This window comes from Nonomuraea sp. NPDC005650 (assembly GCF_040605375.1).
Lineage (GTDB): Bacteria > Actinomycetota > Actinomycetes > Streptosporangiales > Streptosporangiaceae > Nonomuraea.
The window spans coordinates 23,383-49,029 of the sequence record NZ_JBEXCR010000027.1 but is presented as its reverse complement, the minus strand read 5'-3'; the positions used below and the strand labels follow the sequence as shown (position 1 = coordinate 49,029).

Annotated in this window: 21 protein-coding genes; 10 read left to right on the top strand and 11 right to left on the bottom strand. The window is 69.5% G+C overall.

The window, feature by feature from the left end; translation table 11 throughout:
* Positions 1-8 precede the first annotated feature (8 nt).
* From ABZS69_RS39310 to ABZS69_RS39295, 4 genes are read right to left on the bottom strand one after another with little or no spacing between them, the layout of a single operon-like run.
* A complete protein-coding gene (locus ABZS69_RS39310; protein WP_355381185.1) occupies positions 9-911 on the bottom strand; it encodes a carbohydrate ABC transporter permease in 903 nt (300 codons plus the stop codon).
* Positions 908-1,789 carry a sugar ABC transporter permease gene (locus ABZS69_RS39305; protein ID WP_355381183.1) on the bottom strand — a complete coding sequence of 294 codons (882 nt, stop codon included), beginning with the start codon at positions 1,787-1,789 and terminating at the stop codon, positions 908-910. The genes ABZS69_RS39310 and ABZS69_RS39305 overlap by 4 nt, the downstream gene beginning before the upstream one ends.
* A complete protein-coding gene (locus ABZS69_RS39300) occupies positions 1,789-3,159 on the bottom strand; it encodes an extracellular solute-binding protein (RefSeq protein WP_355381181.1) in 1,371 nt (456 codons plus the stop codon). Before ABZS69_RS39300 ends, ABZS69_RS39305 begins: the two co-directional genes overlap by 1 nt.
* A gap of 12 nt (positions 3,160-3,171) precedes the next feature.
* Complete coding sequence (locus ABZS69_RS39295) at positions 3,172-5,025, bottom strand: beta-L-arabinofuranosidase domain-containing protein (RefSeq protein ID WP_355381179.1); 1,854 nt, start codon at positions 5,023-5,025, stop codon at positions 3,172-3,174.
* 170 nt (positions 5,026-5,195) lie between these two features.
* Between ABZS69_RS39295 and ABZS69_RS39290 the strand changes: the two genes are divergently transcribed.
* The 3 genes from ABZS69_RS39290 (at position 5,196) to ABZS69_RS39280 (ending at position 10,137) form a co-directional block, all read left to right on the top strand.
* Positions 5,196-6,221 (top strand): LacI family DNA-binding transcriptional regulator, encoded by a 1,026-nt coding sequence (locus tag ABZS69_RS39290; protein ID WP_355381177.1) that lies wholly within the window; start codon positions 5,196-5,198, stop codon positions 6,219-6,221.
* A 539-nt stretch (positions 6,222-6,760) separates the two neighbouring features.
* Positions 6,761-8,626 (top strand): Ig domain-containing protein, encoded by a 1,866-nt coding sequence (locus ABZS69_RS39285; protein WP_355381175.1) that lies wholly within the window; start codon positions 6,761-6,763, stop codon positions 8,624-8,626.
* An 11-nt stretch (positions 8,627-8,637) separates the two neighbouring features.
* Positions 8,638-10,137: an Ig domain-containing protein gene (locus ABZS69_RS39280; protein ID WP_355381173.1), complete on the top strand. Its 1,500-nt coding sequence runs from the start codon at positions 8,638-8,640 to the stop codon at positions 10,135-10,137.
* Between the two features lie 42 nt (positions 10,138-10,179).
* Here ABZS69_RS39280 and ABZS69_RS39275 read toward each other — a convergent pair whose 3' ends face one another.
* Positions 10,180-11,430: a hypothetical protein gene (locus ABZS69_RS39275; protein WP_355381171.1), complete on the bottom strand. Its 1,251-nt coding sequence runs from the start codon at positions 11,428-11,430 to the stop codon at positions 10,180-10,182.
* A gap of 40 nt (positions 11,431-11,470) precedes the next feature.
* On the bottom strand, positions 11,471-12,220 hold the full coding sequence (locus ABZS69_RS39270; RefSeq protein WP_355381169.1) for a pectate lyase: 750 nt from the start codon (positions 12,218-12,220) through the stop codon (positions 11,471-11,473).
* A 208-nt stretch (positions 12,221-12,428) separates the two neighbouring features.
* On the opposite strand from ABZS69_RS39270, the gene ABZS69_RS39265 reads away from it, so the two are divergent.
* Positions 12,429-15,830, top strand: coding sequence for an AAA family ATPase (locus ABZS69_RS39265; protein ID WP_355381167.1), 3,402 nt, complete (start codon positions 12,429-12,431; stop codon positions 15,828-15,830).
* 181 nt (positions 15,831-16,011) lie between these two features.
* On the opposite strand, the gene ABZS69_RS39260 is transcribed toward ABZS69_RS39265, so the two are convergent.
* Positions 16,012-16,629, bottom strand: coding sequence for a TetR/AcrR family transcriptional regulator (locus ABZS69_RS39260; RefSeq protein ID WP_355381165.1), 618 nt, complete (start codon positions 16,627-16,629; stop codon positions 16,012-16,014).
* A 69-nt stretch (positions 16,630-16,698) separates the two neighbouring features.
* On the opposite strand from ABZS69_RS39260, the gene ABZS69_RS39255 reads away from it, so the two are divergent.
* From ABZS69_RS39255 to ABZS69_RS39245, 3 genes are read left to right on the top strand one after another with little or no spacing between them, the layout of a single operon-like run.
* Positions 16,699-17,358, top strand: coding sequence for an MSMEG_1061 family FMN-dependent PPOX-type flavoprotein (locus ABZS69_RS39255; RefSeq protein ID WP_355381163.1), 660 nt, complete (start codon positions 16,699-16,701; stop codon positions 17,356-17,358).
* Between the two features lie 23 nt (positions 17,359-17,381).
* Positions 17,382-18,290, top strand: coding sequence for a PDR/VanB family oxidoreductase (locus tag ABZS69_RS39250; RefSeq protein ID WP_355381161.1), 909 nt, complete (start codon positions 17,382-17,384; stop codon positions 18,288-18,290).
* A 48-nt stretch (positions 18,291-18,338) separates the two neighbouring features.
* Positions 18,339-19,109, top strand: coding sequence for a siderophore-interacting protein (locus ABZS69_RS39245; protein WP_355381159.1), 771 nt, complete (start codon positions 18,339-18,341; stop codon positions 19,107-19,109).
* Positions 19,110-19,130: 21 nt separating this feature from the next.
* On the opposite strand, the gene ABZS69_RS39240 is transcribed toward ABZS69_RS39245, so the two are convergent.
* Entirely contained in the window at positions 19,131-19,724 is a 594-nt protein-coding gene (locus ABZS69_RS39240) for a TetR/AcrR family transcriptional regulator (RefSeq protein WP_355381157.1), read from the bottom strand.
* Positions 19,725-19,804: 80 nt separating this feature from the next.
* On the opposite strand from ABZS69_RS39240, the gene ABZS69_RS39235 reads away from it, so the two are divergent.
* Together ABZS69_RS39235 and ABZS69_RS39230 are read left to right on the top strand one after the other, a co-directional pair.
* Positions 19,805-20,722 (top strand): oxidoreductase, encoded by a 918-nt coding sequence (locus tag ABZS69_RS39235; RefSeq protein WP_355381155.1) that lies wholly within the window; start codon positions 19,805-19,807, stop codon positions 20,720-20,722.
* A gap of 207 nt (positions 20,723-20,929) precedes the next feature.
* Positions 20,930-21,118, top strand: coding sequence for a hypothetical protein (locus ABZS69_RS39230; protein WP_355381153.1), 189 nt, complete (start codon positions 20,930-20,932; stop codon positions 21,116-21,118).
* A 371-nt stretch (positions 21,119-21,489) separates the two neighbouring features.
* Here ABZS69_RS39230 and ABZS69_RS39225 read toward each other — a convergent pair whose 3' ends face one another.
* Both ABZS69_RS39225 and ABZS69_RS39220 read right to left on the bottom strand, forming a co-directional pair.
* The gene (locus ABZS69_RS39225) at positions 21,490-22,674 is read right to left on the bottom strand and encodes an epoxide hydrolase family protein (protein ID WP_355381151.1); all 1,185 of its coding nucleotides are present in this window, start codon (positions 22,672-22,674) and stop codon (positions 21,490-21,492) included.
* Between the two features lie 21 nt (positions 22,675-22,695).
* Positions 22,696-23,514: an NmrA family NAD(P)-binding protein gene (locus ABZS69_RS39220; RefSeq protein ID WP_355381149.1), complete on the bottom strand. Its 819-nt coding sequence runs from the start codon at positions 23,512-23,514 to the stop codon at positions 22,696-22,698.
* A 129-nt stretch (positions 23,515-23,643) separates the two neighbouring features.
* On the opposite strand from ABZS69_RS39220, the gene ABZS69_RS39215 reads away from it, so the two are divergent.
* Positions 23,644-24,129, top strand: coding sequence for a MarR family winged helix-turn-helix transcriptional regulator (locus ABZS69_RS39215; protein WP_355381147.1), 486 nt, complete (start codon positions 23,644-23,646; stop codon positions 24,127-24,129).
* A gap of 718 nt (positions 24,130-24,847) precedes the next feature.
* Here ABZS69_RS39215 and ABZS69_RS39210 read toward each other — a convergent pair.
* On the bottom strand, positions 24,848-25,567 hold the full coding sequence (locus ABZS69_RS39210) for a hypothetical protein (RefSeq protein ID WP_355381145.1): 720 nt from the start codon (positions 25,565-25,567) through the stop codon (positions 24,848-24,850).
* Between the last annotated feature and the right edge of the window lie 80 nt (positions 25,568-25,647).

The window sequence follows — 25,647 nt, the reverse complement described above, 5'->3', positions numbered from 1 at the left end:
CTCCGTGCCTAGCTCTTGATGCCTGTCAGCGTGACTCCCTCGATGAAGTAGCGCTGCATGAAGAAGAAGAGCGCGATGATCGGCGCGATGATGGCCGCCGAGGCCGCCATGAGGTAGCCCCACTGGGTGATGTACATGCTCTGGAACGACGCCAGGCCCAGCGACAGCGTGTAGTTCTCCTCGTTCTGCAGGTACAGCAGCGGCCCGAGGAAGTCGTTCCAGGTGCCGATGAACGTGAAGATGGTCACCACGATGATCGCGGGTTTGGACAGCGGCATGACGATCGTCCAGAACACCCGCCACGGTGAGGCCCCGTCGATGTAGGCGGCCTCGTCCAGCTCGAACGGGATCGTCAGGAAGAACTGCCGTAGCAGGAAGATGTTGAACACTCCCCCGCCCGCCCCCGCGAACCAGCTCGGGACCGTGAGCGGCGCGATGGTGTCGATCGCGTCCAGCTGCTGCCACATGACGAACGTCGGGATGAGCGTCACCGCGTACGGCAGCATCACGCCGCTCAGCAGCAGCGCGAACACCACGTTGCGCCCGCGCCAGCGCAGCCTGGAGAAGCTGAAGGCCGCCACCGCGCAGGTCAGCACGGTGCCCAGCACGCTGATGACGGCGATCACCAGCGTGTTGAGGAGGTAGCGGCCGAACGGCTGGGTGGTGAGGGACTCGGAGAAGTTCGACCATTGGAAGGGCGTGGGGATCCACTGGGGCGGCGAGACGAACATCTGCGCGTCCTGCATGAGCGCGCTGCGCACCAGCCAGACGAACGGCAGCAGGGTCGGGATCGACCCGGCCACCAGCGCCACGTACAGCAGGATCCGGCCGTATCTGCGCGGTTTGCGCAGGCCCTCGGTCGGGGCCACGCCGCGCACGGTGGCCTTGTCAGGTGTCGCCAGGGCGGTCATCGTGCGCCTGCCATCTCGTAGTAGACCCAGCGGCGGGCGTTTCTGAACATGAGGAACGTGATCACCATAATGATCATGAACAGCGTCCAGGCGAGGGCGCTGGCGTAGCCCATCTCGCTCTCGGTGAACGCCTTGCGGAACAGGTAGTAGACGTAGAAGAGCGTGGCGTGGTTGGGGCCGCCCTCGGTCATCACGTACGCCTGGTTGAACACCTGGAAGGTGCCGACCACGCCGACCACCAGGTTGTAGAAGATGGTCGGCGTCATCATCGGCAGCGTCACGTGCCAGAAGCGCCGCCACGCGCCGCCGCCGTCGATCGACACGGCCTCGTACAGGTGTCTCGGCACGCCCTGCAGGCCCGCCAGGAAGATCACCATGGTGTTGCCGAAGCCCCACGTGCTCATGATGATCATCGAGGGCACCGCGGTCGACTCGGCGTAGATCCACTGGGAGCCCGGCAGGCCGCCCTGCCGGAGCAGGGAGTTGAGCAGGCCGAAGTCCGGGTTGAAGATCCAGATCCACAGGACGACGTTGGCGATGGCGGGCACGAGCGTGGGCAGGTAGAAGATCGTCCGCCAGACGGCCAGGCCGCGTACCTTCTCGTTGAGCAGCATGGCCACGGCGAAGCTGACGATCAGCACCAGCGGCACCGCGCCGAGCGTGTAGTACGTGGTGGTGGACAGCGACTTCCAGAACAGCTCGTCCTGGACCATGGTGGCGTAGTTGTCCAGGCCGATGAAGTTCGGGCTGGCGCCGATGGTCCAGTCGGTCAGGCTGAAGAACGCCGAGGCCACCATCGGCCCGATGGTGAAGATGACGAACCCGAGGATGGCGGGCAGCGCCATCAGGATGCCCCATCGTGCTTCGAGGCGGCGCATCAGATCTCCTGGGTGTGCTGCCAGCCCTGGAGCATGCCGGTGATCTTCGGCGTGACCTCCTTGAGGATCTCGGCGGCCGGGCGCTTGCCGGTCTCGATCTCCTGGAGGGCGGGGGTGAGCACGTCGCTGGCGATGGTGGACATGTTCTTGACGCGGTTGCCGAACGTGGGCACGCCGTGGTCGCGGGCGTAGTCCACCACGGCCGTGCGGAACTCGGCCGGGTGGAGCTCGTTCTTGGTCCAGGAGTCGATGGACGCCTGGTCCTCGTAGTACTTCTTCTCCTGGGGCATCCACAGGCCCTTGGCGAACAGGTCGACGTAGCGCGGGTCGTTGTGGAAGGCGAACAGCTCGACCGCCTCCTGCTCGTGCTTGGACCCCGCGAACACCGCCGAGGCCCCCGCCACCTGGGAGGCGGTGAACGGCTCCTTGTACTTGGGCAGCACGCCGATGCCGTAGTCGACCTTGCTCTCGTTCATGTCGAGCAGGCTCCAGTGGCCGTCCACCACCATCGCCACCCGCTTGGTCTTGAGCAGGATATTGGTGCCGGGCACGTCGTCGCCGGTCGCGGCGAGCTGGCCCGGACCGGGCGCGACGCGGTGCTTGTAGACGAGGTCCTGCAGGTTCTGGAACACCTGGATCGCCTCGGGGGTGTCGAGCAGGCACTTCTTGCCGGTCTCGTCGGCGAAGTCGACGCCGTTGCTGCGCAGGAACCCGTACCAGGCGGCGCCGTAGGTGATGCTGCTGGAGATGCCGAACTGCTTGATCTGCTTGGGGTCGAAGCCGGACTCGTCCGGGTGCTTGCCGTTCTGGTCGACGGTCAGCTTGTAGGCGTTCTCGACGAGCTGGTCCCACGTCCACGCGGAGGCGGCGTCGGCCGGCGGCGTCACGCCCGCGGCGGCGACGGCGGACTTGCTGAACCACAGCAGCTCGATCTCGTTCGCGGTCGCGACGCCGTGCAGGTTGTCCTGGCCGCTCCACAGGTACGCGTCCGGCAGGTAGCCGGCCAGCTGCGGATATTTCTTCAAATAGGGGAACAGGTTGACCAGCTTGCCCTGCTGGCCCAGCCGGTACGACATCGCCAGCGGCACGTACCCGGCGTCCGGGAGCCGGTTGCTGGCCACGAGCGTGTTGAGCTTCACGTCGTACTCGTCGGGCGTGTAGAGCGCCTTGACCGCCACCCCCGCGTGCTTCTGCTCGTACTGCTTGAGCATCCGCTCGACGGCCGCCTTCTCGAACGTCGAGCCCCAGTACATGAACTGGAGCTGCACGTTCTTGCCGCCCGAGCCGGAGCCCGAGCCGCCACCGCAGGCCGCCGCCGCGGTGCCGAGGGCGGCGAGCCCGCCCAGCTTCAACAGGTCGCGTCTTCTCATCCGCGTCTTTCCTTACGCGAGGGGGAGCCAGACCCGCATCGGGCCGCCGTCCCGGTTGTCCCACTGGAAGTAGGGGACGGCGGTCGCGGTCACGCTGGTGCTGGTCGCCAGGGGTTTCGTGGTGTACGGCAGGCCGCCGCGCGGCTGGTCCACGGCGACGGCGTCGGTTTCGATCAGTACGGTGCGCCCGACGCCCGGGAGGTCGTCCACGGGCTTCAGGCGCAGGGGGGCCTGCGGGCTCAGGGCGAGGTCGTCCACCTCGACGCCCTCGGGCTGGTCGGCCTGCTCGAAGCAGTAGACGAGCGGTCCGCGCTCCAGGGCCACGCTGCCCCTGACCGCGTCGATCCTGCGGTGGGGGTAGGTGATCCTGGGCGTCATGTCGAGCCGGAGCTCGACCGTGTCGCCCTGCCGCCATTGACGACGGATCCTGAAATATCCGTCTTCGTCGGCCTGGGCGGGGCGGTCATCGATGTACGTGTCCTCGCTCCAGGCGGGGATGCGCAGGGCGAGCTCCCACTCGCCCTCCTCCTCGATCGTGATGCGGACGAGCCCGTCCCACGGGTAGTCGGTCTCGATCCGGACCCGGCCGTTCACGGTCCCGGGGACGTACTGGTGCAGCTGGAGACCGGCCTCGGTGGTCGTGGCCACGTAGGAGCCGAGCGAGGCCACCAGGCGCATGATGTTCGGCGGGCAGCAGGCGCACGCGAACCACTCCCTGCGCCGCCCGAGGTAGGCGTCCTCGACGAGGTCGGCGCGGCGCTGCAGCGGGTTGACGTAGAAGAAGCGCACGCCGTCCGCCGACGTGGAGGCGGCGAAGGCGTTGTAGAGCGTGCGCTCGATCAGGTCGGCGTGGCGGCCGTGCCCGGTGGCCAGGAGCAGCCGCCAGTTCCAGTGGATGCTCGCGATGGCGGCGCAGCTCTCGCTGTAGGCGCGGTCGGACGGCAGCTCGTACCGCTCGCCGAACGCCTCGCCGTCGTGGCGGGAGCCGTGGCCGCCGGTGATGTACGTCTTGGTGGCGACCATGTCCTCCCAGCGGCGCAGCGAGCACTCCAGCAGCGACTCGTCGCCGGTCTCCAGGTAGAGGTCGACGATGCCGGCCTCCAGGTAGAGCTGGCGCACGGCGTGCCCGACGGCGGTGTCGGCCTCGCGTACCGGCAGGTGGTCCTGGGCGTACAGCATGCCCATGCCGCTGTCCTTGATGAGGCCCTTGCCGCGGTTGTCGATCAGCTTGGACGCCAGCTCCAGGTACGTGCGCTCGCCCGTCAGCCGGTACAGCTCGACCAGCGCGGTCTCGACCTCGGCGTGGCCGTCGATGCCGTCGTTCCCGCCGTTCAGGAACACCTCGACCAGGTGGTCGGCGAAGCGCCTGGCGACCTCGACCACCCCCTCGCCGATCCCGGCGCGGGCGGCCGCCACCGCCGCCTGGAACAGGTGGCCCGCGCAGTACATCTCGTGGCTGTACTCGAGCTCGTCGTAGATCTTGTCCGGTTTGACGACCTGGTAGTGCGAGTTGAGGTAGCCGTTGTCGCGCTGGGCCTTCTTCAGGACGGCCGCCGCCTGGTCGGCGAACTCGGCGTACTCCGGCTCGGGGGCGCGCACGTACTCCCACGCGATCGCCTCCAGCTGCTTGTAGAGGTCGGAGTCCTGGAAGCGGTAGCCCTGGAAGGGCCCTTCGCCCTCGCCTCCGGCGCGGCGGAGATTGGGCAGCACGCCCGACCGCTCCATCTGCTCCAGGCCCAGCGGGATGCTGGCCTCGTGATTGATCCGCTGCCATCGCGCGAACGGGCCGCCGGTGATGGCGACGTCGTGGATGCCGATCGGCCGCCACAGTGCCCGACTGGACGGAACGACAGGACTCTGATGCATCGAGCTCCTCAACCTCAAACCTCGACCTAACCTGAACCTCAAACCTCGGCCTGGGCCTCCTGAGAAAACCTTGGGAATAGGTTTTCTCAAACGGAGGGTAAGGTGTGATACATCACAGGTCAAGGGGATGCTTGTGCGCATGAGGGTGTGACTGCGGAAAGGGGACTCGGTTGACCAGTCCTTCGGATGGGACAGCGAAGACCGTCACGATCAGGGACGTCGCGGCGGCGGCCGACGTGTCGATCGGCACCGCGTCCAAGGCGCTCAACGGCCGCGGCCGGATGCGCGACGAGACCCGCGGCCGGGTGCTCGCCGCGGCCGAGCAGCTCGGCTTCCGGCCCAACCCGCTCGCCCAGGGGCTGCTGGCGGGCCGCACGTACACGGTGGGCCTGGTCACGGGCGACAGCTTCGGCCGCTTCAGCATCCCGGTGATGCTGGGCGCCGAGGACGCGCTGGGGGCGGGGCAGATCTCGGTGTTCATGTGCGACACGCGCGACGACCCGATCAGGGAGCGGCACTACGTCGAGCGCCTGCTGGCCAGGCGCGTCGAGGGCATCATCGTCACGGGCCGGCGCACCGAGCCGCGCGCCGGCATCGGCCGCGACCTGCCCGTTCCCGTCGTGTACGCGATGACGCAGTCGACGGACGACTCGGACGTGTCGATCATCCCGGACGACGAGGGCGGCGGGGCGCTGGCCGCCCGCCACCTCATGGCGACGGGGCGCACCCGCATCGGCCACGTCACCGGGCCGCAGCGCTTCCAGGCCGCGCGGCGCCGCGCCCAGGGCCTGACCACCGCCCTGGCCTCGGCCGGGCTGTCGCCCGCGGGCGAGATCCTGTACGGGCAGTGGAGCGAGGAGTGGGGGCGTCAGGGGGCCGACGTGCTGCTGCACGCGGCGCCCGACGTGGACGCCATCTTCTGCGGGAGCGACCAGATCGCCCGGGGGGTGGCCGAGACGCTGCGCGAGCGGGGGCGGCGGGTTCCCGAGGACGTGGCGCTGGTGGGGTTCGACAACTGGGAGCCGATGGCGCTGGGGTGCCGGCCGCCGTTGACGACGGTGGACATGAACCTCGGGGAGATCGGGCGGATGGCGGCCCGGCACCTGCTGGACACGATCGCGGGCACGCCCACCACGGGCGGGGTCACCATCGTCCCGGCCAGCCTGGTCCTCCGCGAATCCACCCGCCGCGCCTGAGCCACCTCGCAATGGCGCCGCACGGACACCCGCTGGCCGCGGCGCCGGCGCACCGCGCACCGCCGCGCCCGGCCGGCACGCCAGCGCCGTCCTCTCGCCGTGCCGCCCTCGCGCTCGGTCACCCGCGCAGACGTGCGCCCGGGCGCTGGGCACCGCACACGTTGCGCCGCACACCACCGCGCCCCAAGAAGCCGCGCCGCTGGCGCATCGCGGGATGTGCGGCGTCCAGGCGGCGAGGCGGGCCCATGGGGTACGGCGCACATGGGCGCGGCAGGTGCGCAGGCGCGGCATGCGCGCACGGAGGCGGGGCGGCGCGGAGGCGGGGCGACGGAGGGGACCGAGGCGGTGCAAAGAGTTGCAGGGGCGGGTGGGTGGGGTTGACCGGTGCTGTGTAACACCTTACTGTGCGCCAGGGAAAACCTATTCCCATCCTTAGAGGAGTCCGGATGGACCGAGGATGCCGCACCGCCCCGAAAGCCGCTAAGGGCGCAAGGCGAATCACCGCAGCGGCAGTCTTAATCGCCTCCTTATTCACCGGCGTGTCGCAACCAGCGCACGCCGCGACGACCGCGACGGTCGTCGACATGTTCGGCAGGACCATCAACGACTACGGCGTCAAGCTCGTCGACTGGCAGGGCTACCTGGCCAACCCGTACATCGAGCTCACCGTCAAACCCCCGTCCGACGCCCGCTACCCCGTCACCATCGACCTCAAGGCCGAGGGCACCTCCAGGCTCATGATGGACCTGCCCAGCCAGCTCACCGCGACCGGCGCCACCAAGACGCTGACGTTCGCGAGCGCGAGTGACCAGAAGGTGTTCCGCCTCGCGATCCACTCCAAGCGGGGCCCCGGCCAGGATGAAAGTTACACGCTCAGGCTGAACATCCGGGACGCGTCCGGCACCACCACCCAGCAGCAACTGCCGATCCGGGTGCAGCAGGACGAGAAGACCGCGCTGCAGCCCAGCCTGCCCACCACCTTCGACTACCGCTACGACAACATCACCGGCTACTTCAACGAGCCGAACTTCAGGAACGCCGCCGAGGAGGCGGTGAAGGACTGGTTCAGGTTCTTCGACATGCAGCCGTTCGACACCGTGGCGGCCGGGGCGGAGAACAACCACCTGCCGGGCAACGACTGGCAGAACACGATCAACGTCACCAACAACGCCGCCTACAACGGCATGTACGTGTTCTTCCGCGGCATCCAGACCCCGTACTCGACCGGCTACCCCGCCGCCAACGGCAAGTACAGCACCCGGGGCGGCCAGCAGCTCGCGGGCCCGCTGCACCGCTCGACCGCGATGATCTTCGAGTACGACGAGGCCGGCAAACAGCTGTTCACCTCCCTGGCCGACGAGGACTGGTACAAGACGGAGATCGCGGGCTCGGTGCTCGACGTGCACGGCCTGGTCATGCACGAGTACGGCCACGCCGTCGCCTACCACAGCGACTGGGCCGGGATGCGCTCCTACGTCCAGTCAGGCGGCAACGACCCGGACGTCGTCGCCTACGAGGGCTACCCCGTTCCCCTGGACAGCAGCTACCACATCCCCGGCGACCAGAAGTACTGGGACCGGCTCAGCGGCCAGAACGGCGGCTGGACCCACATGTTCCCCACCCGCCGGTGGATGCTGACCAAGCTGGCCCTGCTGGTCGCCGAGAACGCCGGGTGGAAGCTCAACCGCAACCTCACCCCGTTCCTGCCGCCGTCCATCGTCACGACCTCCCTGCCGTCGGCCACGCCCGGCACGGCCTACAGCCAGACCCTCCAGGCCAAGGGCGGCGTGCCGTTCTACGACTGGCAGGTCACCGGCGGCTCCCTGCCCGCGGGGCTCACGCTCGACCGCTTCACCGGAACGGTCAGTGGCACCCCCACCACGGCGGGGACGTCCAGCTTCACCGTCCAGCTGCGCGACTATGACAAGCTCAGCACGCCGCTGACCAGGACGTTCCAGCTGACGGTCGGCAGCGGCGGCGGGACCTCCACCAACGTGGCCGGCAGCGCCACCCCATCCGCCTCCTACACCTCCCCGTGGGAGAGCGTGGCGGCGATCAACGACGGCATCGACCCGCCCAGCTCGAACGACACCGTCAACCGCCGCTGGGGCACCTGGCCCAACACCGGCAGCCAGTGGGCCGAGCTCACCTGGCCGGCCGCCCAGACTCTCAAATCAGCCGACGTCTACTTCTTCGACGACGCCGACGGCGTCCGCCTGCCCGCCTCCTGGAAGCTCCAGTACTGGACCGGCAGCGCCTACGCCGACGTCCCCGGCACGTACCCGATCGCCATCAACGCCTACAACAAGGTCACGTTCAACCCGATCAGCACCACCCGCCTGCGCGTGGTCCTGCAGAGCGGTCAGGCCTCGGTGGGGCTGCTCGAAGTGAAGGCCAACACCTAGAAAAGGATTCAATGCGGAAGATCGCCATCTTCAGCGCGCTGGCCGCCCTGGCCGGCGCGCTGTCGGTCCCCTCCCCCAGCCTCGCCGCACGCCAGCCCGCTCCCGCGCTGGACGTGTTCGACATCTTCTACCGCAAGGTCAACGACTTCGGCGTCCAGCTCGTGGACTGGCAGGGCTACCTCGCCAACCCCTACATCGAGCTGACCGTGCGCGCGCCGAAGGTCCCCGGCATCCAGTATCCGCTGAAGGTGGATCTGCAGGCCAAGGGCACGTCCCGGCTGATGTTCAACATGCCGAGCGAGCTGACGGCCGCCGGGGCGACCAAGTCCTTCACGCTCACCGGCCCCGCCGACCGCGAGACCGTACGGCTGGCCATCCACTCCAAGCAGAGCGGCGGCCGGGACGAGCTGCACCAGTGGATCATGAAGACCACGGACGCGAGCGGCGCCACCGGCACCCAGACCATGCCGATCCGGGTGCAGCAGGACGAGAAGACCCCGCTCAAGCCGACGATCCCCATCGACTTCGACTACCGCTACGACGACATCACCGGCTACTTCAAGGACCCCGGGGTGCGCAAGGCCGCCGAGGCCGCGGTGCGGAACTGGTTCGCGTTCTTCGACCTGCAGCCGTTCGACACGGTCCCGGCGGGTGACGAGGTCAACCGGCTGCCGGGCGACGACTGGCAGAACGAGGTCGAGGTCTCCAACGCCAAGCCGTACAACGGCATGTACGTGTTCTTCCGCGGCATCCAGACCCCGTACTCGACCGGCTACCCCACCATCAACGGCAAGTTCCACACCCAGAACGGCAAGCCCACCCCCTACCACCGCTCGACCAGCATGATCCTCGAGTACGACGAGCAGCTGATGAAGCTGTTCACCTCGCTCAAGGACGAGGACTGGTACAAGACCGACCTCGGCCAGGTGATCGACGTCCAGGGGCTGGTCATGCACGAGTACGGCCACGCGGTCGCCTTCCACAGCGACTGGCAGGGCATGGCCGACTACGTGGCCGCCAAGGGCAGGGACGACCAGGAGGTCATCGACTACCAGGGCTACCCGGTCCCGCTCGACACCAGCTACCACGTGCCCGGCGACGACCCGTACTGGGACCGGATCAGCGGGCAGAGCGGCGGCTGGCGGCACGTGTTCCCGACCCGCAGGTGGGAGCTGACCAAGCTGTCGCTGCTGATCGCGGAGAACGCGGGCTGGAAGCTGAACAGGAGCCTGACCCCGTTCCTGAAGCCCTCGATCGAGACCTCCGCCGTCCCGGCGGCGAAGGCCGGGGCCGCCTACGAGCAGCGGCTCCAGGCCAAGGGCGGCGTCCCGTTCTACGACTGGCAGGTCACCGGCGGCGCGCTGCCGGAGGGGCTCGCCCTGGACCGGTTCACCGGGGCGATCACCGGCAAGCCCGCCAAGGCCGGGTCGTACGAGTTCACCGTCCAGCTCAGGGACTACGACAAGCTGAGCGCCCCCGTCACGCGTGACTACAAGCTCACCGTCGGCTAGCACGAAGGAGGGCGGCGGAGACCCCGCCGCCCTCCCCTTTTGTCACAGGCCGTAGCGGCTCTTCAGGTGCCGCCACCAGTCGCGCAGCATCCACGCGTCGAACTCCGTGATCTGCGCCGCGCTGCCCGCCTTCATCAGGAAGCAGCACTGGCCCGTCGGAGTCCAGTCGTAGAAGTCGTCCAGGCCGAACGAGTGTCCCATCTCATGCAGCAGGATGTGGATGTTGTCGGCGTTGAGGTTCGACATGTAGTACTCGCTGCCGATCCGCTGCCCCCAGTCGCCCCCCGCTCCCCCGCCGAACCCGGCGGTCAGCCAGAGCGACATGTCGTAGTGGTGCGACGCGCCGCCCGGGCAGTTGGGGTACTGGCCGCTCTGGTTGAAGAACCGGCCGCAGGGCTCGGAGCACTGGGGCGCGTTCTCGCGGATGTTGTTGACGTAGATGTCCACGGAGTTGTCGCTCCACTGCAGCTGCGCCCGGTCCCGTACGGCCCAGCCGACGACCTTGACCGGCACGTTCGCGTACGGCCAGCCGTTGTGGCCGGCCATGACGTCCATCCACTTCTTGAACTGGCGGGCCAGCGCCGCGTGGATCTGGTCACGCTGCGCCGCCGTCACCGTGGCGGTGGTGTCCCAGCGGACGCAGTAGTTGATCGAGCCGCCGTTGGCCATGACCTGGTCCCAGCCGTAGTTGCGGAACCCGTACAGGTTGGGGTAGGTGCTCTCGACGTGCTGCCAGACCTCGTTGAGCGGGGTGACGAGGTTGGCGGGCGGGTTCCAGGACGAGGTGCCGCCGCCGGAGTCGGGGGCCCACGCCTTGACCTCCAGCAGGCCGACCGAGCCCGCGCCGCTCTGCAGCTGGATGCGCAGGCGCGTGGTGCTGACCTGCGTGAAGGTCACCTTGTTGTAGGCGTTGACCGCGGTCGGGTACGTGGCGGAGATGTCGGCGTACGCGCTGCCGGTCCAGTACTGGAGCTTCCAGGAGGCGGGCACCCGGACGCCGCCGCCGTCGTCGAAGAAGTAGACGTCGGCGCCTTTGAGGGTCTGGGCCGAGGTCCAGGTGAGCTCGGCCCACTGGGTGCCGGTGTTGGGCCAGGTGCCCCAGCGGCGGTTGACGGTGTCGTTCGAGCTGGGCGGGTCGATGCCGTCGTTGATCGCCGCCACGCTCTCCCACGAGGAGGTGTAGGAGGCGGACGGGGTCGCGGTCCTGGCCACGTTCGTGTCGGCCAGGGCGTTCTGGATGGGTAAGAAGAAGGTGACGATCAGCAGGAGGGGCAGGACGGCCAGTCGTTTCATACAGGCACCTCTGGTTGTGGTAGCGCTAACATTTTGTGGATCACCGGTAGGTGATGTCGGAGGAAGAGTAGAGGCAGTTCACGCCGTCGGCCCCGGATCCGATCTTCACCGGCTCCTGGCCCTTGGGTACGCCCCGGTACTTCTCGCAGATGGTGGCGCTGCCGTACACGGTGATCCGGCTGAACCTGGCCGTGTCGCCCCAGTTCGTGTTGATGCCGGCCAGGACCTTGGTGGTGCGGACGGTGACGCCGTCCATGACCACGTTGCGCCGGTAGGAGGTGGAGCAGTTGCCGCAGGCGCGGTAGAGCTTGCCGGAGCCGTGCACCTGGAAGTTCCTGATGGTCAGCGTGCCGGCGCCGTTGTGCTGGAACACCTTGTCGGAGCCGGACTTCGCGCCGCCGCCGTCTACCAGGTAGGTCGCCGATGAGCTGGACGACTTGAACGTCGCGGCGTCCTCGCCCACGTCGTTCCACCACACGTTGCGGATGGTGCAGGAGCCCTCGCAGTGGATGCCGTCGCCGGCCGGGGCGTCGATGATGACGTTCTGGATGGTGCCGCCGTTGGCCACGACGAACATCGGGTCCTGGTCCTCGCCCTGGCCGCCGTCGCCGATGCCGTAGTAGCGCTTCATGCCGCCGTCGAAGAACGTGCCGGCGTTGCGGGTCGAGGTGATGTGCACGCTGCCGGTGTCGCTGGGCCAGGGGCCGCTGCCGTCGGTCGGGGCGGCCTGCGCGGGAGGCGCCGCGGTGACGGCGGCCAGCAGCCCGGCGGCCATCGCTGTGGCCACCACTGTGGAACGAGATCGGAATGTCAAGGTCGCTCTCCCCTTCGGTAAGCGCTTTCCCAACGGGACTGAACCGCGCCTGCTTTGATCGCACGGGCGCGGGTCCACGTCAAACCGGGGACCGGGGTGTGCGCTCCGACCTGCGGGTTTCCGCTGAAAGTTTCATCTCCGCCGGGGCCCCGGAATTGTCGGCCGGGCCGCGTAGGGTGCCCGCATGGCGATGCTCATCGGGAGGGAGCGACCCGCGGCCGTGCTCCGCGCCGAGGTCGAGCGCGCGCTCGTCAGCCACGGCGCCCTGGTGCTGGTCACCGGCGAGGCGGGGATCGGCAAGAGCGCCCTGGTGGCGGGCGCGGCGGAGGAGGCCGTGCGCGGGGGCGCCCGGCTGCTCGGCGGGGCCTGCTGGGAGGGCGAGGGCGCGCCGGGCTACTGGCCGTGGGTGCAGGTGCTGCGCCGGCTCACCCCCGGCGCGACGTCGCGGAGCCCTCTCGCGGGTCTGGCCGGGTCGGACGGGTTCGAGCTGTACGACGCGGTGACCGGCCTGCTGGTGGACGCCTCCCGCGAGCGGCCTGTCGTGGTCGTGCTCGAAGACCTCCACTGGGCGGACGCGGCGTCGCTGAGGCTGCTGGAGTTCGTGGTGCGGCATGCCTGGTTCGAGCGGCTGCTGGTGATCGGCACCTATCGCGACGCCGAGGTCGACGGGCCGCTGAGCCTGCCGCTGGAGGCCAAGGCCACCGTCCTCACGTTGACGGGGCTGGACCGGGCGGAGGTCGGCCGGCTGGTGGCCCGCACGACGGGGGTGGACCCCGGCGCGGAGCTGGTGACGCAGATCCATCGGCGTACGGGCGGCAACCCGTTCTTCGTGGAGCAGACCGCCCGCCTGTGGCAGGGCGGGACGCCTCTGGCGACGATCCCGCCGGGGGTCGGGGCGGCGGTCCGGCGGCGGCTGTCGCGGTTGCCGGAGGCGGTGATGGAGGTGCTGCGCATGGCGGCGGTGCTGGGCCGCGAGTTCACCGAGCCCTCCCTGCGCACCGCCCTCAGCCTCTCGCCCGCCTGCTCCCCTCCGTCCACCGCGCCAGCCGTGGGCGCCCCACTGGCCGATCCCGCACCCGACAGCTCCCTTCCCGACAGCTTCCCACCCGATGACTCCCTTCCCGACGATCCCTCGTCCAACGGCGCCTTTTCTGTCGGTCCGTTTTCCACCGAGGCCCTTCCCGGCGGTGGTTTTCCCGCTCGCGGTGCCTCTCCGGCTCGGCAGGCCCATGTGGCCGTCGGGCAGACGTTCGTGGCTGGGCGGGCGCACGCGACCGGGCGGGCGCTCGACCAGGCCATGTCTGCCAAGCTCATCACCTCACTGGGCCCTGGCCGCTACGCCTTCGTGCACGACCTCGTACGCGAAACCCTCTACGCCGAGCTGAGCGAGGACGAGGCCCGCGCCCGGCACGCCGCCGCGCTCCACGCCCTCGACCAGGCACTGCCCGCGACCCGCGCCCACCACGCCTACCTCGCCGCCGTACCCGGCGCCCCCGACCTCCTGCTCACCGCGGCGCGGGACGCCGAAGCGCGGATGGCCGACGAGGAGGCCGTCGGGCACTACCGGCGCGCCCTGGAGCTGACCCCCGCGTGGGAGGCACGCAGGCGGGCCACGATCGGGCTCGACCTCGGCGTGGCACAGCACCGGACAGGTGACACCGCCACCGGCACCCGCACGCTGGAGTCGGCCATCGCCGTCACCCGCCGCCTCGACGACCCCGACCTGCTGGCCCTGACCGCCCTGAAACTGCACGATCTCGGCCACACCGGCCGGAGCCGCTGGAGCGACTTCGTCCACGAGGCCCACCACCGCCTGGTCCACCCGCCCGCCCCCGAAAGCACGGCACCCGGGCCCTCCGTAGCTCGGGGCGCGCCAGTTCATTCCGGCCCCAGCCCAGCGGGCTCGGCACCCCGGCCCAACGGCGTCTCCCCCGAGGCGGGCAAGACCGCAAGCGAGGCCGACACCTCCGGCGAGATGAGCGAAAACGCGCCCGGGAGTGGCACCGGCCATTGCCGCAGGGGGCGGCTGGATGTCGTGGCCCGGGAGTTGAGCGAGGTCGCGGCGGAGCTGGCCAGGCAGGGTGAGGATGACGAGACGCTCGGGTTCAGCCTGCTCTCCAGGCTCGGGGCCATCTGGGAGCCGGGCACCGCACGCGAACGGCTGGCCGTCACCGAAGAGCTGGCGGCCGTGGCGCGACGGAGCCGGGATCCGCGGCTGGAGCTGACCGCGCGGTCCTGGCGCATCGGCGCGCTGCTGGAGCTGGGCGATCCACGGTGCCTGACCGAGCAGCGGGCCTTCGCCACGCACGCCGAGGGGGCCGGGCTGGCGCTGTTCCAGCACGAGGCCATGGTGCTCAGGGCCATGTTCGCGACGCTGGCCGGCCGTTTCGACGAGGCGGGGACGCACATCGACGCCGCCTACGAGCTGGGCGAACAGCCGGGCATCGGCCGCCGCGACCTGCGCTGGATGCAGCGGTGGTCGGTCGCGACACTCAGCGGCCGTTTCGACCAGGCCGACGGTGTCCTGGCGGAGACGGAGCTCGCGGGCAGCCGTCACTTCCCGCTCTACCGCGCCGCCACAGCGGTGCAGCGAGGCGACGGGGATGCGGCTCGCCATCTGGCGGAGGTCATGGCAACAGGCCGGCAGCGTCTGCGGTGGATGGCGCCGCTGTGGCTGAGGCTCCAGGCGCAGACGGCCGCCCTGTCGAAGGATCCGGTGCTCTGCGAGCAGGCGCGGGCCGCCATCACCCCGTACGTCGGCCAGTGGGGCGTGACGGCCACCGTCGCCGTCGAGGGGCCGTTCGCGCATTGGGCGGCGGTGCTCGACGCCGCCCGGGGACGCTGGGACGAGGCCGTCGACGGGTTCACCGCCGCCTGTCGCGCGGCCGACCTGCTGGGCGCCCGCCCCTGGTCGATCGAGTCCCGCGCCCGTCTGGCCGAGGCGCTGCAGGCGCGCGGCGACGACGCCTCCACGCTGATCGCGCAGGTCGAGCGGGACGCCGCGGCCATCGGCATGCTCGTACGCCTGCCACGCCCCGGAGCCAACGCCTTCCGCCTCGACGGCGGGGTCTGGACCCTGACCTTCGCCGGCCGGACCGTGCACCTGCCCGACTCCAAGGGCCTGGCCGACCTGCGCGTCCTGCTCGACCACCCGGGGAGCGACGTACCGGCGGTCGAGCTGCTGAACCCGGCGGGCGGCGAGGTCGTCCTCGCCGCGCGGAGCATGGGCGGCGACGACGTGCTGGACGAGGAGGCCAGGACCCGCTACCGCAGGCGCCTGGAGCTGCTCGACGACGAGATCGACCGGGCCGCCGAGCTGGACGACGACCGCCGGGCGGCCGAGCTCGACGCCGAGCGCACGACGCTGCTGGACGAACTGCGCACGGCCGCCGGGCTGGGCGGCCGCCCGCGCCGCCTCGGCGACGAGGCCGAACGCGCCCGCAAGGCGGTCACCAACCGGATCCGCAACACGCTGCGCCAACTCGACCACCGCCACCCGGAACTGGCCGCCCACCTGAGATCCTCGGTTTCCACGGGGGCCATCTGCCGATATCAGCCCAGCTCCGAGGTGCACTGGTCATCGTGACAAGCGAACTTTGAGGACCGGCCCCTTGCCGGCACGATGGCCATCTTCTGGCTGAACACCGGGCAGGCGCTGACCTTCGCGGGGCAACGGCCCCTCGAAGCCGGCCGCACCCAGGGCGGAGCTGCCCGAGATCAACGTCGCGCTCGTCGTAGCCTGGGGCCGTTGCCGAAGGCGTGCGTGATCACACCGAGGTCAGGTAGCGGGTGAACATCGCGACGAGCTCGTCCTCCAGGCGCTTCAGGTCGATGGGCTCGTGCTCCGCGATGACCTGGTGGACGACCAGTTCGATCGTGGCGTTGAGGATCCGGGCGGCGGTGTCGACGTCGGAGACCCGCACCTCGGGATAGCGGCGCAGCAGGTCGCGGGTGTAGGCGATCCGCGCGTCCTTGTACTGGTAGACCTTCTTCACCAGGTCCTGGGAGCGCGGCGCCTCCTCCACCATGATGCGCAGCAACTGCGGGTCATCCAGGTGGTTCGCGATGGCGGCCTGGATGAAGACGCGCATGACGCCTTCGACGGTGTCGGGCAGCTCCTCGGCCTGGCGGCGGCTGACCTCGGCCGCGCCGCTGTCGAGGTGGCCGGCCATCAGCTCCAGGAGGATGGCGTCCTTGTTCGGATAGTACTGATACAGCGATCCGATCGACACGCGGGCCCGCTGGGCGATCCGGTTGGTGGTGCCGGCGGCGTAGCCGTACTCGGCGAAAACGTGAGCAGCCGCCTTGAGTATGCGCTGGCGGGTGAGCTCGGCGCGGGCCTGCTGCGGTTGTTTACGCGGGTTAAGCCGTTGCTTCTCCGACACCGCGGACCTCCTGTCGAGGAGCGTGAAAGCGAGTAGCGCAAGAACCGAAGGATTGCTCATAATAGTGCCATGAGCAGGCAAAATGCGCCACTCGAAGAGCTTCGTCCAGCCTCCCGGCGGCCCCGCGAGGTGTCCTTGGAAGAGGTCCGCGCCCGGCTCGGCAAACCGGACGCGATGATCGCGAACAAGATCCAGGACCACATCGACGAGCACATCCGCTGCTTCATCGCGCACTCGCCCTTCCTGGCGATGGCCACCGCGGACGCGTCGGGACGGGCCGACTGCTCGCCCCGCGGCGACTACCCGGGCTTCGTGAAGGTCCTCGACGAACACACGCTCGCCATCCCCGACCGGCCCGGCAACAAGATCGCCGACTCCTTCCGCAACCTCGCCGAGAACGACGGGATCGGGCTGCTGTTCCTCATCCCCGGCTCGCGGGAGAGCCTGCGCGTCAACGGCAGCGCCTATCCCACCGACGAGCCCGACGTGCTGGCCCGGATGCAGATCGAGGCCAGCGAGCCCGAGCTGGCCCTCGTCGTCGACGTCGAGGAGGCCTACTTCCACTGCGGCCGCGCGCTCATCCGCTCCCGCCTGTGGGACCCCGCCAGCCAGGCACTCGTCGACGAGCTCCCGACGCTCGGCGAGGTCGCCGCCGCGCAGTTCGGGCTCGACCTCGACCCGCGACTCATTGAAGCCGGCCTCGAAGAGGGCTACCGGAAACTGTACTGACCGAAACCCGACGTGATCATCTTATGCAGCTCACCATTCTCGACCACATCGAACGCGTCGCCGAGGACGTCGTCGCCCTCACCCTGCGCGGCGCGACCGGCCCGCTGGCGCCCTGGGAGCCGGGCGCGCACATCGACCTCGCCCTGCCGAACTGGCTGACCAGGCAGTACTCCCTGTGCGGCGACCCGGCCGACCGCGGGCGCTACCGCATCGCGGTACGCCACGAACGGCTCAGCCGAGGCGGCTCCGACTACATCCATCGCTATCTCCGGCAGGGCCGCACCCTGGAGGTGTCCCTGCCACGCAACAACTTCCCGCTCGTCCCGGCTCCCGACTACCTCTTCCTGGCGGGCGGGATCGGCATCACCGCCATCCTGCCGATGCTGCGGGCGGCCGTCGACGAGGGCGCGTCCGGCTCGATGGTCTACACGGGACGCACGTACGCGACCATGCCCTTCGCCGGCGACCTGCGCACCGCCTACGGCGACCGGGTGACGCTCGTCGCCACCGAGCACGACAGGCGCCCCGACCTCGTCGCGCTCGGTGCCGGCCTCGGACCCGAGACCGTCGTGTACTGCTGCGGGCCCGCCTCCCTGCTCACCGCCTGCGAGGCCGCCTTCCCGGCCGAGCGGCTGCACCTCGAGCGCTTCCGGCCGACGCCCAGGACGTTCGCGCCCAATGCCGCGTTCGACGTGGTGTGCGCACGATCAGGACGTACCGTGCCGGTGCCCGCGGACGAGTCGCTGCTGGCCGCGCTGACGCACGCCGGCCTCCCCGTGCCCTCCGGCTGCCGGGAAGGCGTCTGCGGCAGCTGCGAGCTCACCGTGCTGGAGGGCGAGCCCGAGCATCGCGACGACATCGGCGCCGCGCCCGGCCGCATGTACGCCTGCGTGTCCCGCTCGCTGTCGCCCCGCCTCGTCATCGACCTGTGAGGAGAACCTCAGGTGCTGCCGAAGGTACGCCTGCCCGAAACACGAAGAATGATCACCCTGGAGGTCGTCGGGAACACCAGGCTGAGCCCCCACTTCACCACCGTCACCCTCGGCGGCCCCGAACTGGAGAGCCTGCGGCCGACGGGCTTCGACCAGACGGTACGCCTGTTCTTCCCCCGCGAAGGCCAGGCCGGTCTCAGGATGCCGACCCTCTCCAACGAGGCATGGATGGCGCAGGTGCTCCTCCTGCCCAAGTCGCGCCGCCCTTGGGTGCGTAATTACACGATCCGGCGGGTCCGCCCCGAGGCGCACGAGGTGGACATCGAGTTCGTCCTGCACGGCGACACGAGCCCGGCCTCGGCGTGGGCGACGCGGGCCAAGCCCGGCGAGCCGGCGGGCATCTTCGACATGGGCATCAGCTACCTGCCGCCGTCGTACGCCTCCTGGCACCTGCTCGTCGGCGACGAGAGCGCGCTGCCCGCCGTCATGGCGATCCTGGAGAGCGCGCCCGCCTCGCTCGTCGCCGAGGTCTTCCTGGAGGTCCCCGAGACCGCGGACATCCGCACGGACGTGAGGCACCCGCCGGGCGTACGGATCCACTGGATTCCCCGCGACGGCGCCGGCACCACCCCCGGCGAGCTGGCCCTCGAAACCGTCAAGCGCGCGGCCCTGCCCGCCGGCCGCTTCTACACCTGGGCCGCAGGCGAGTCCCGTCTGCCCACCGGGCTGCGCCGGCACCTGGTGAACGACCGCGGCACGCCCAAGAGCGACATCGCGTTCATCGGCTACTGGCGGCACGGCCGCGCCAGCCCCGGCTGATCCGCCCGTCCGGGCGTGGCCCTACTCCGGCCTGCATTGACGCAGGACGGACGCGATCACGTCGTCCAGCCCGTACCCGGCCGCGTTTTCCGGGAGCATGCCGCTCACCGTCAGGTCGGCGAACCCGTGCAGCGCCGCGAAGACCGGCAGGGCGACCCGTTCCAACGGCCCCTCCCGCACCTCGCCCCGGCGCTGCCCATCGCTGATCAGCCCAAGGAGCTGTTCGGACCAGCGATGGGCGGTCGCGCCCAGCGCCTGCGACGCCTCCGGGCTGTGCTTGGCCGAGAACATCAGGTCGAGCAGCGCGGCGTTGGCCACGGCGAAGCCCACATAGGCGCGGGCCGCGGCGTCCAGCCGCTCGGCGAACGACTCGCCGGCGCTTTCCTGAGAGGCCGCGATGGTTTCGGCGAGCCGCTCGAAGCCGGTCAGCGCCAGGGCGTCCAGCAGCGCCTGCTTGGTCTTGAAGTGGCGGCTGGGCGCGGCCGGGCTCACCCCGGTGTCGCGGGCCAGCTCCCGAAGCGACAGCGCCCCCGCCCCCCTCTCACGCAACGTCTGCTCGGCCTGCGCGAGCAGCGCCGTCGGGAGGTCTCCGTGGTGGTAAGGACGGTTCGTCATGTCCTCAGCCTAGCCCGAGTGTGAGCGATGCCAACATTGTTGGCATTGACTACATTGTGAGCAGTGCCTACATTGGGGTCATGGCGAAAGACCTGAACACCCAGTCCTGGAACATCAACGACATCCCCGACCAGAGCGGCCGCACCGCCGTCGTGACCGGCGCCAACAGCGGGCTCGGCCTGGCCACCGTCGAGGCCCTGGCCGGCGCGGGCGCCCACGTGGTGCTCGCGGTGCGGGACACCACGCGCGGCCAGGCCGCCGCCGCGACCGTGCGGGGCAGCGTGGAGGTACGCCGGCTCGACCTGGCCGACCTGTCCTCCGTGCGCGAGTTCGCCGCCGGCTGGCACGGCGACCTGGACCTGCTGATCAACAACGCCGGCGTCATGAACACCCCCGAAGCCCGTACCAAGGACGGCTTCGAGATGCAGTTCGGCACCAACCACCTGGGCCACTTCGCCCTGACCAACCTGCTCCTGCCGCACATCACCGACCGCGTGGTGACCCTGTCCTCCGGCGCCCACAGGATGGGCAGCCGCCGCATCCACTTCGACAACCTCGCCCTGACCGGCGAGTACAGCCCCATGGCCGCTTACAGCCACTCCAAGCTCGCCAACCTGCTCTTCACCTTGGAGCTTCAGCGACGGCTAAGCGCGGCCGGCTCGCCCGTACGCGCCCTGGCCGCACACCCTGGTTGGGCCGCCACGAACCTCCAGGGAAACGACGCCAGCATCCTGCGCGGCGTCTTCCTCCAACTGGGCAACCGGCTCGTCGCCCAGGACAGCCAGGCCGGCGCGCTGCCCACCCTGTACGCCGCCGTCCAGGACCTGCCTGGCGGGAGTTACGCCGGCCCCGACGGCCTGTTCGAGATGCGCGGCGCACCGACGCTGGTCGGCCGTTCGGCGGCGGCGAGCGACCCGGACACGGCCCGGCGCCTGTGGACCGTCTCCGAGGAACTGACCGGCGTCACCTTCCCCGAACCCGCCCTGACCACGCGCTGACCTCGTCCTCCACCTTTGTCAGTGAATCTTGCTCGTGGTGCTGGTCCTGCCACTACCCTTCGCGCTTGTCTTGATCGTTTACGGCTGGATGAGACCTGCGGGCAGAGGCGCTCGACGGAAGCCGTCCCTCCTGCCGGGAAGAACGCGAGAGCGGGGAGGAAGCCGACGGTCTTCAGGCTGCGGGAGAAGACCACCCGCCGCGACAGGGTGAAACGGCGGGGCGACTCCCTGATGGCGGTCCTGGAGGAGCTCCATCTCGAAGAACTGCGCGAGACGGAGCGCGAGATGGAGGACTGGGGCCGCGGCGGCGAGGAGGAACTGGTGGGGGCGGCACGGGAACTGGTCGAGCGGGTCGAGGAACTGCGGCGCCAGGTCGAGGCGCGCGCGGCCCGCTGAGCGCGCTACCTGACCTGGTGCCGGGCGGGCCGCGTCCGGCAACCGCCGATGCGAGACCTGCCGGTCTCGGCGATGCTGGAGCACCGGCAGCGAGCCGTCTGTCCCCCTCAGCCCCTGGCCGACGACCAGTTGCACGCGATCACCGTGCCCACGCCGGTGGTCCTTGAAGGCCGCAGCCCGGTCTCCCGAACCGCTTGAAGGATGCTGGTCACGGTGGCGGCCGTGGGCACGGGGCTCAGGTGCCGGGCCCAGCGATCAGGCCCGGGCGAGACGTCCGGCAGTTGGGCTCCACGACGGACGGGTCGCCGCCCGAGCGGAGTCCCGGGCCGGCTGTCCGGGCGGCGGCCCCGTGTGCTCGGTGCCGGGCGTGATCAGCGGAGCTTCGCGAAGAACGTGGTGACGTCCTCGGCGAAGAGGGCCGGTTGCTCGGTCGCGAAGAAATGGCCGCCCTCGTCGCATTCGGCCCAGTGCACGATGTTGTGGTCACGTTCGGCCCATGGGCGGATGGTGACATCGCAGGTCTTCGACACGAGCACGCCTGTCGGCACAGTGCCCCGCACCGCCGCACCCCAGTCACCCGCACCACCCGAACCGGAAACGCCGTCCCCATCGGACGCACCACTCGAGGCTGCGGCGGCTTCGGTCCAATCGGCGTTGGCGCTCATGCTCTCGTAATAGAACTGCGCCGACGAGCCCGCCGTGCCCGTCAGCCAGTAGATGGTGACGTCGGTCAGCATCAGGTCGCGGTCGAGCGAGTCCTCAGGCAGCCCCTCCACCGGATCCGTCAGCTCCTTGAACTTCTCCATGATCCACGCGAGCTGCCCCACCGGCGAGTCGTGCAGCCCGTACGAGACCGTCTGCGGCCGCTTCGACTGCGTCTGGAGGTAGCCGTCGTTGAAGTTCTGCATCGTGTCCCAACGCCGCCGCTCCTCCTCCGTCAGCCCGTCCATCTCCCCTTCCTGGCCGATGGGGAAGGTGAGGGCGGCGTTGAGGTGGACGCCGACGACGCGGTCGGGGGCGTGTTTGCCCATCTCCGGCGCGACGAAGGAGCCGCTGTCCCCGCCCTGCACCCCGTACCGGTCATAACCGAGCATCGCCATCAGCTGCGTGAACGCCCTGGCGGTGCGGGCGGGGTTCCAGCCCGGGCCGGACAGCGGGGTGGAGAAGCCGAAACCCGGCAAGGAGGGGATGACCAGGTGGAAGTCCCGTGAGAGGGGCTCGATGACGTCCAGGAACATCATGAACGTGCCCGGCCAGCCGTGCAGGAGCATGAGGGGCAGGGCGGACGGGTTCTCGGAGCGGATATGGGCGAAGTGGAGGTTCTGCCCGTCGATCGTGGCGGTGAACTGGGGGATCTCGTTGAGCCTGGCCTCGTGGGCGCGCCAGTCGTAGCCGGTGCGCCAGTATTCGGCCAGGTCCTTGAGGTAGTCGAGCGGGACGCCGCGCTCCCATCCGGTGCCGGGCAGCTGATCCTGCCAGCGGGTCATGGCCAGACGGGTACGGAGATCGTCCAGGCCCCGCTGAGGGACTTCAATACGAAAAGGGCGAATTGCCATGATATTTCTCCTGTTAATCGACTAAGGACGGAAGGCGGAGGCGTGCTCCGCAGCCCACTGCGCGAACGTGCGCGCGGGGCGGCCGGTCACCTGCTCGACGGTCGGCAGCACGACGGAGGCGGCCTCCGGCGGGTTGGCACCGAGCCGGACCGCGAACTCGATCAGCTCCTCCCCCGCCCCCCACGCCTCCATCGATGCCCGGTATCGCGCCTCGGTCAGCTCCTCGAACCGGACCTCCCGCCCGACGGCCTCGCCGATCAGGCGGGCCCGCCGCTCCGGGGTCAGCGCCTCCGGCCCGGTGAGCAGGTACGACTGCCCGGCATGCCCCTCCTCGACCAGCGCCGCCACGGCGACGGCGGCGATGTCGGCCTCGTGGACCACGGCACCCGGATGGTTGCCGAAAACCCGGACGACGCCTTCGTCGCGGATCGATTCGGCCCATTCGAGCGCGTTGGTCATGAACTCCACGCAGAGCAACTGCGTCCAGCCGAGCTCCCCGGCCCGCAGCGCCTCCTCGACCGAGCACTCGTCCCAGCTGCTCAGCACGCTGACCCGGGTCACCCCCGCCTTCGCGGCCAGCTCGACGAGCTCGGGCCCGGTCTGGAGCGCCGCCTGATCGTCACCGGCGACCGTGATCAGGTGCAACCCGGTCACACCCTCCAGCGCGGGCCCCAGGGACTGCGGCGCGGTCAGGTCGCCACAGGCCACCTCCACGGACTCGGGCAGCCGCGCCCCCGCCGGGTTCCTGGTCAGGGCCCGTACCCGCTCACCACGCGCGACGAGCTGCGCCACGATCTGGCGGCCGACCGTGCCGGTGGCTCCAGTCACGAGAATCGTCATGGTTTCCTCTCATCCGAAGGTTCGGCTGAGAGGCGCCACACGGGAAATAGCACCCGCTACATGCCTGCGGGGCTTTTTTATTTCACGTGATACCGTATCGAATGAAAGGATATTGGGTAGTGTGGCCTCATGACCGGCGACGCTCCCCGCAGCACCACTGCCTCCCGCGCGACCGACCAGCCCGGGGACACCTCGCCTTTCGCTCTCGGCCTGCTGCTGCGCCAGGCACACTGGCGGGCGGCCACCGTGATGACAGAGGCACTTCGCCCGCTCGGCATTGAGTTGCGGCACTTTGCCGTACTGATCGTGCTGGTCAACCGCGGGCCCACAGTGCAGCGGGACCTGGCGGCGGAGACAGGGTCGGACAAGGCGGGAATCATGCGCGTCGTGGACGACCTGGAGCGCGAGGGACTGGCCGTACGCAAGAGCGTTCCGGGCGACCGGCGTGTTCGGGCGGTGGAGATCACGCCTCAGGGTGTCGAGGTGTTCGACGCGGCGCACGTGGCGGCCGAGCCGATGTCCGAGCAGCTGACCGCCGCCTTGGGGCCCGGCGAGCCCGAGCAACTGAGGGATCTGCTCACCCGGTTCACCTATCCCGCAGGCGGGGAGGCGTAGACAGCCTACGCCTCATGTGATTTTTCCCGACAAATCCGGCCCTGAGGACTGCGACCATCGTCGCCACAGGCCCGGGGTTTCGTCGCCCTTGTCGTGTTCCCCACGATCCGTATCTCTCATGAGACATCTGGAGTGCTGCGCGCCGGAGGCTTCGCCGGTTGGCGGCCAGGCAGAAGGTGACCGGCGTGACATGCCGGCGGCCGCGGTGGTGATGGTCGCGCGTTCGCGCCGCACCCCGCAACGTCCGTTGAAGGTGTTCGGGCATCGCCTCGGTGATCCGGCGGCACGCGCGGATGGCGACACCGAAGCGGATAGGGGAATCGCTACAAGAAGTAACAGCGAGCCCGCAGGCCCAGGCAAGTCACCTGTCCTCACATGACAATGACTTTCCGTAAGGAGCGCTGGGGGCCGTCAGCAAGGTCGGGCCAGGACAGCACTCAGCCGTCCTGGCCGCTTAGGACCCGCAGTGGCACAAGTTTCGGGCGGGGCCGCTGATCCTGCGTTGCTGCTGCGTTCGTTGGCTACGCCTCCGCCGCTGTCCAGCACCGCACCGCACCCACAGGCCGTGCCTCACAAAGCGCGGGTACGACGTCTTTCGGGCTCACCTGGCCGTCCCCAACGACACCAAGGAGGCGCGTTGCGTCTGCATGGTCAGAACCGGGGAAACCGTCATCGGTCCTGTTGAGGGCCGCACTCGGCTAAGCGCCGGGCACGGGGATCAGCGAGGGATGGTGGTTACCGTGGAGGGATCCGGCGCTGTGACCGAGACCTTGCTGCCCCACTTCGCGTAACGGGTGTTCACGGTGCTGGTGTAGCGCTCTCCGTCCGCCGCCATCGTGTACGTCGACGTCACCCCGTTGACCAGGCCCGCCGAGGACAGCGTGAGAGTGTAGGAGATCTTCAGGCCATCATGTTCTTTACCGATCCTCGCAGCGGAGACCCAGGCCGAAACGGCCTTGAGCTCCTTCAGGGTGACCGAGCCGGAGACGGAGGCTCCCTTGGTCTTTCCGTTCTTGAGCAGTTTGGCCAGGGTGTTGGGCTCGGCCGGGTTGATGAACTGCGACCAGGAGTCGGGCATGCCGTAGTTCTTGCTCTTATACCAGGTCTTGCCCTCGGGCAGCAGGCCGCTGATCCGGTCGCCCGAATAGTAGCCGGTCTTGCCGATGGCGATGACGCGCTCCTGCTCGTCACCCTCCTTCGTCGTGATGTCGAACGCGGCGATCTCCTTCCTGCCGAACTGGAAGACGCCCTTGATGTCGCGGGCGCCCCGCTCGTCGGTCCCGTCCGTCCACGTGACGTCGCCGGTGAACCGCACCCCATGCCCGGCGGCGATCGTCGCCTTCAGCGCGCCGACCGGGTCCTTGGGGGCCGCCTGCGCCGGCGCGGCGGTCACCGCCAGCGCAGCGAATACCGCCGTCGATATGATCCATTTCTTCATACAGGCGATCATGCCGGAGACGGACGACAACCTGGAGCCCAAGATCGGGTGCTCCCGCTAATCGTTATCCGGCTGAGGCG

Excerpts from the sequence above, each read along its gene's own strand:
- ABZS69_RS39295 (WP_355381179.1), bottom strand. The coding sequence starts at position 5,025 with ATGCATCAGAGTCCTGTCGTTCCGTCCAGTCGGGCACTGTGGCGGCCG.
- ABZS69_RS39225 (WP_355381151.1), bottom strand. The coding sequence starts at position 22,674 with ATGGCAATTCGCCCTTTTCGTATTGAAGTCCCTCAGCGGGGCCTGGAC.
- ABZS69_RS39235 (WP_355381155.1), top strand. The coding sequence starts at position 19,805 with ATGGCGAAAGACCTGAACACCCAGTCCTGGAACATCAACGACATCCCC.
- ABZS69_RS39210 (WP_355381145.1), bottom strand. The coding sequence starts at position 25,567 with ATGAAGAAATGGATCATATCGACGGCGGTATTCGCTGCGCTGGCGGTG.
- ABZS69_RS39255 (WP_355381163.1), top strand. The coding sequence starts at position 16,699 with ATGAGCAGGCAAAATGCGCCACTCGAAGAGCTTCGTCCAGCCTCCCGG.
- ABZS69_RS39305 (WP_355381183.1), bottom strand. The coding sequence starts at position 1,789 with ATGCGCCGCCTCGAAGCACGATGGGGCATCCTGATGGCGCTGCCCGCC.
- ABZS69_RS39275 (WP_355381171.1), bottom strand. The coding sequence starts at position 11,430 with ATGAAACGACTGGCCGTCCTGCCCCTCCTGCTGATCGTCACCTTCTTC.
- ABZS69_RS39240 (WP_355381157.1), bottom strand. The coding sequence starts at position 19,724 with ATGACGAACCGTCCTTACCACCACGGAGACCTCCCGACGGCGCTGCTC.
- ABZS69_RS39250 (WP_355381161.1), top strand. The coding sequence starts at position 17,382 with ATGCAGCTCACCATTCTCGACCACATCGAACGCGTCGCCGAGGACGTC.
- ABZS69_RS39265 (WP_355381167.1), top strand. The coding sequence starts at position 12,429 with ATGGCGATGCTCATCGGGAGGGAGCGACCCGCGGCCGTGCTCCGCGCC.
- ABZS69_RS39280 (WP_355381173.1), top strand. The coding sequence starts at position 8,638 with ATGCGGAAGATCGCCATCTTCAGCGCGCTGGCCGCCCTGGCCGGCGCG.
- ABZS69_RS39215 (WP_355381147.1), top strand. The coding sequence starts at position 23,644 with ATGACCGGCGACGCTCCCCGCAGCACCACTGCCTCCCGCGCGACCGAC.
- ABZS69_RS39300 (WP_355381181.1), bottom strand. The coding sequence starts at position 3,159 with ATGAGAAGACGCGACCTGTTGAAGCTGGGCGGGCTCGCCGCCCTCGGC.
- ABZS69_RS39245 (WP_355381159.1), top strand. The coding sequence starts at position 18,339 with ATGATCACCCTGGAGGTCGTCGGGAACACCAGGCTGAGCCCCCACTTC.
- ABZS69_RS39310 (WP_355381185.1), bottom strand. The coding sequence starts at position 911 with ATGACCGCCCTGGCGACACCTGACAAGGCCACCGTGCGCGGCGTGGCC.
- ABZS69_RS39220 (WP_355381149.1), bottom strand. The coding sequence starts at position 23,514 with ATGACGATTCTCGTGACTGGAGCCACCGGCACGGTCGGCCGCCAGATC.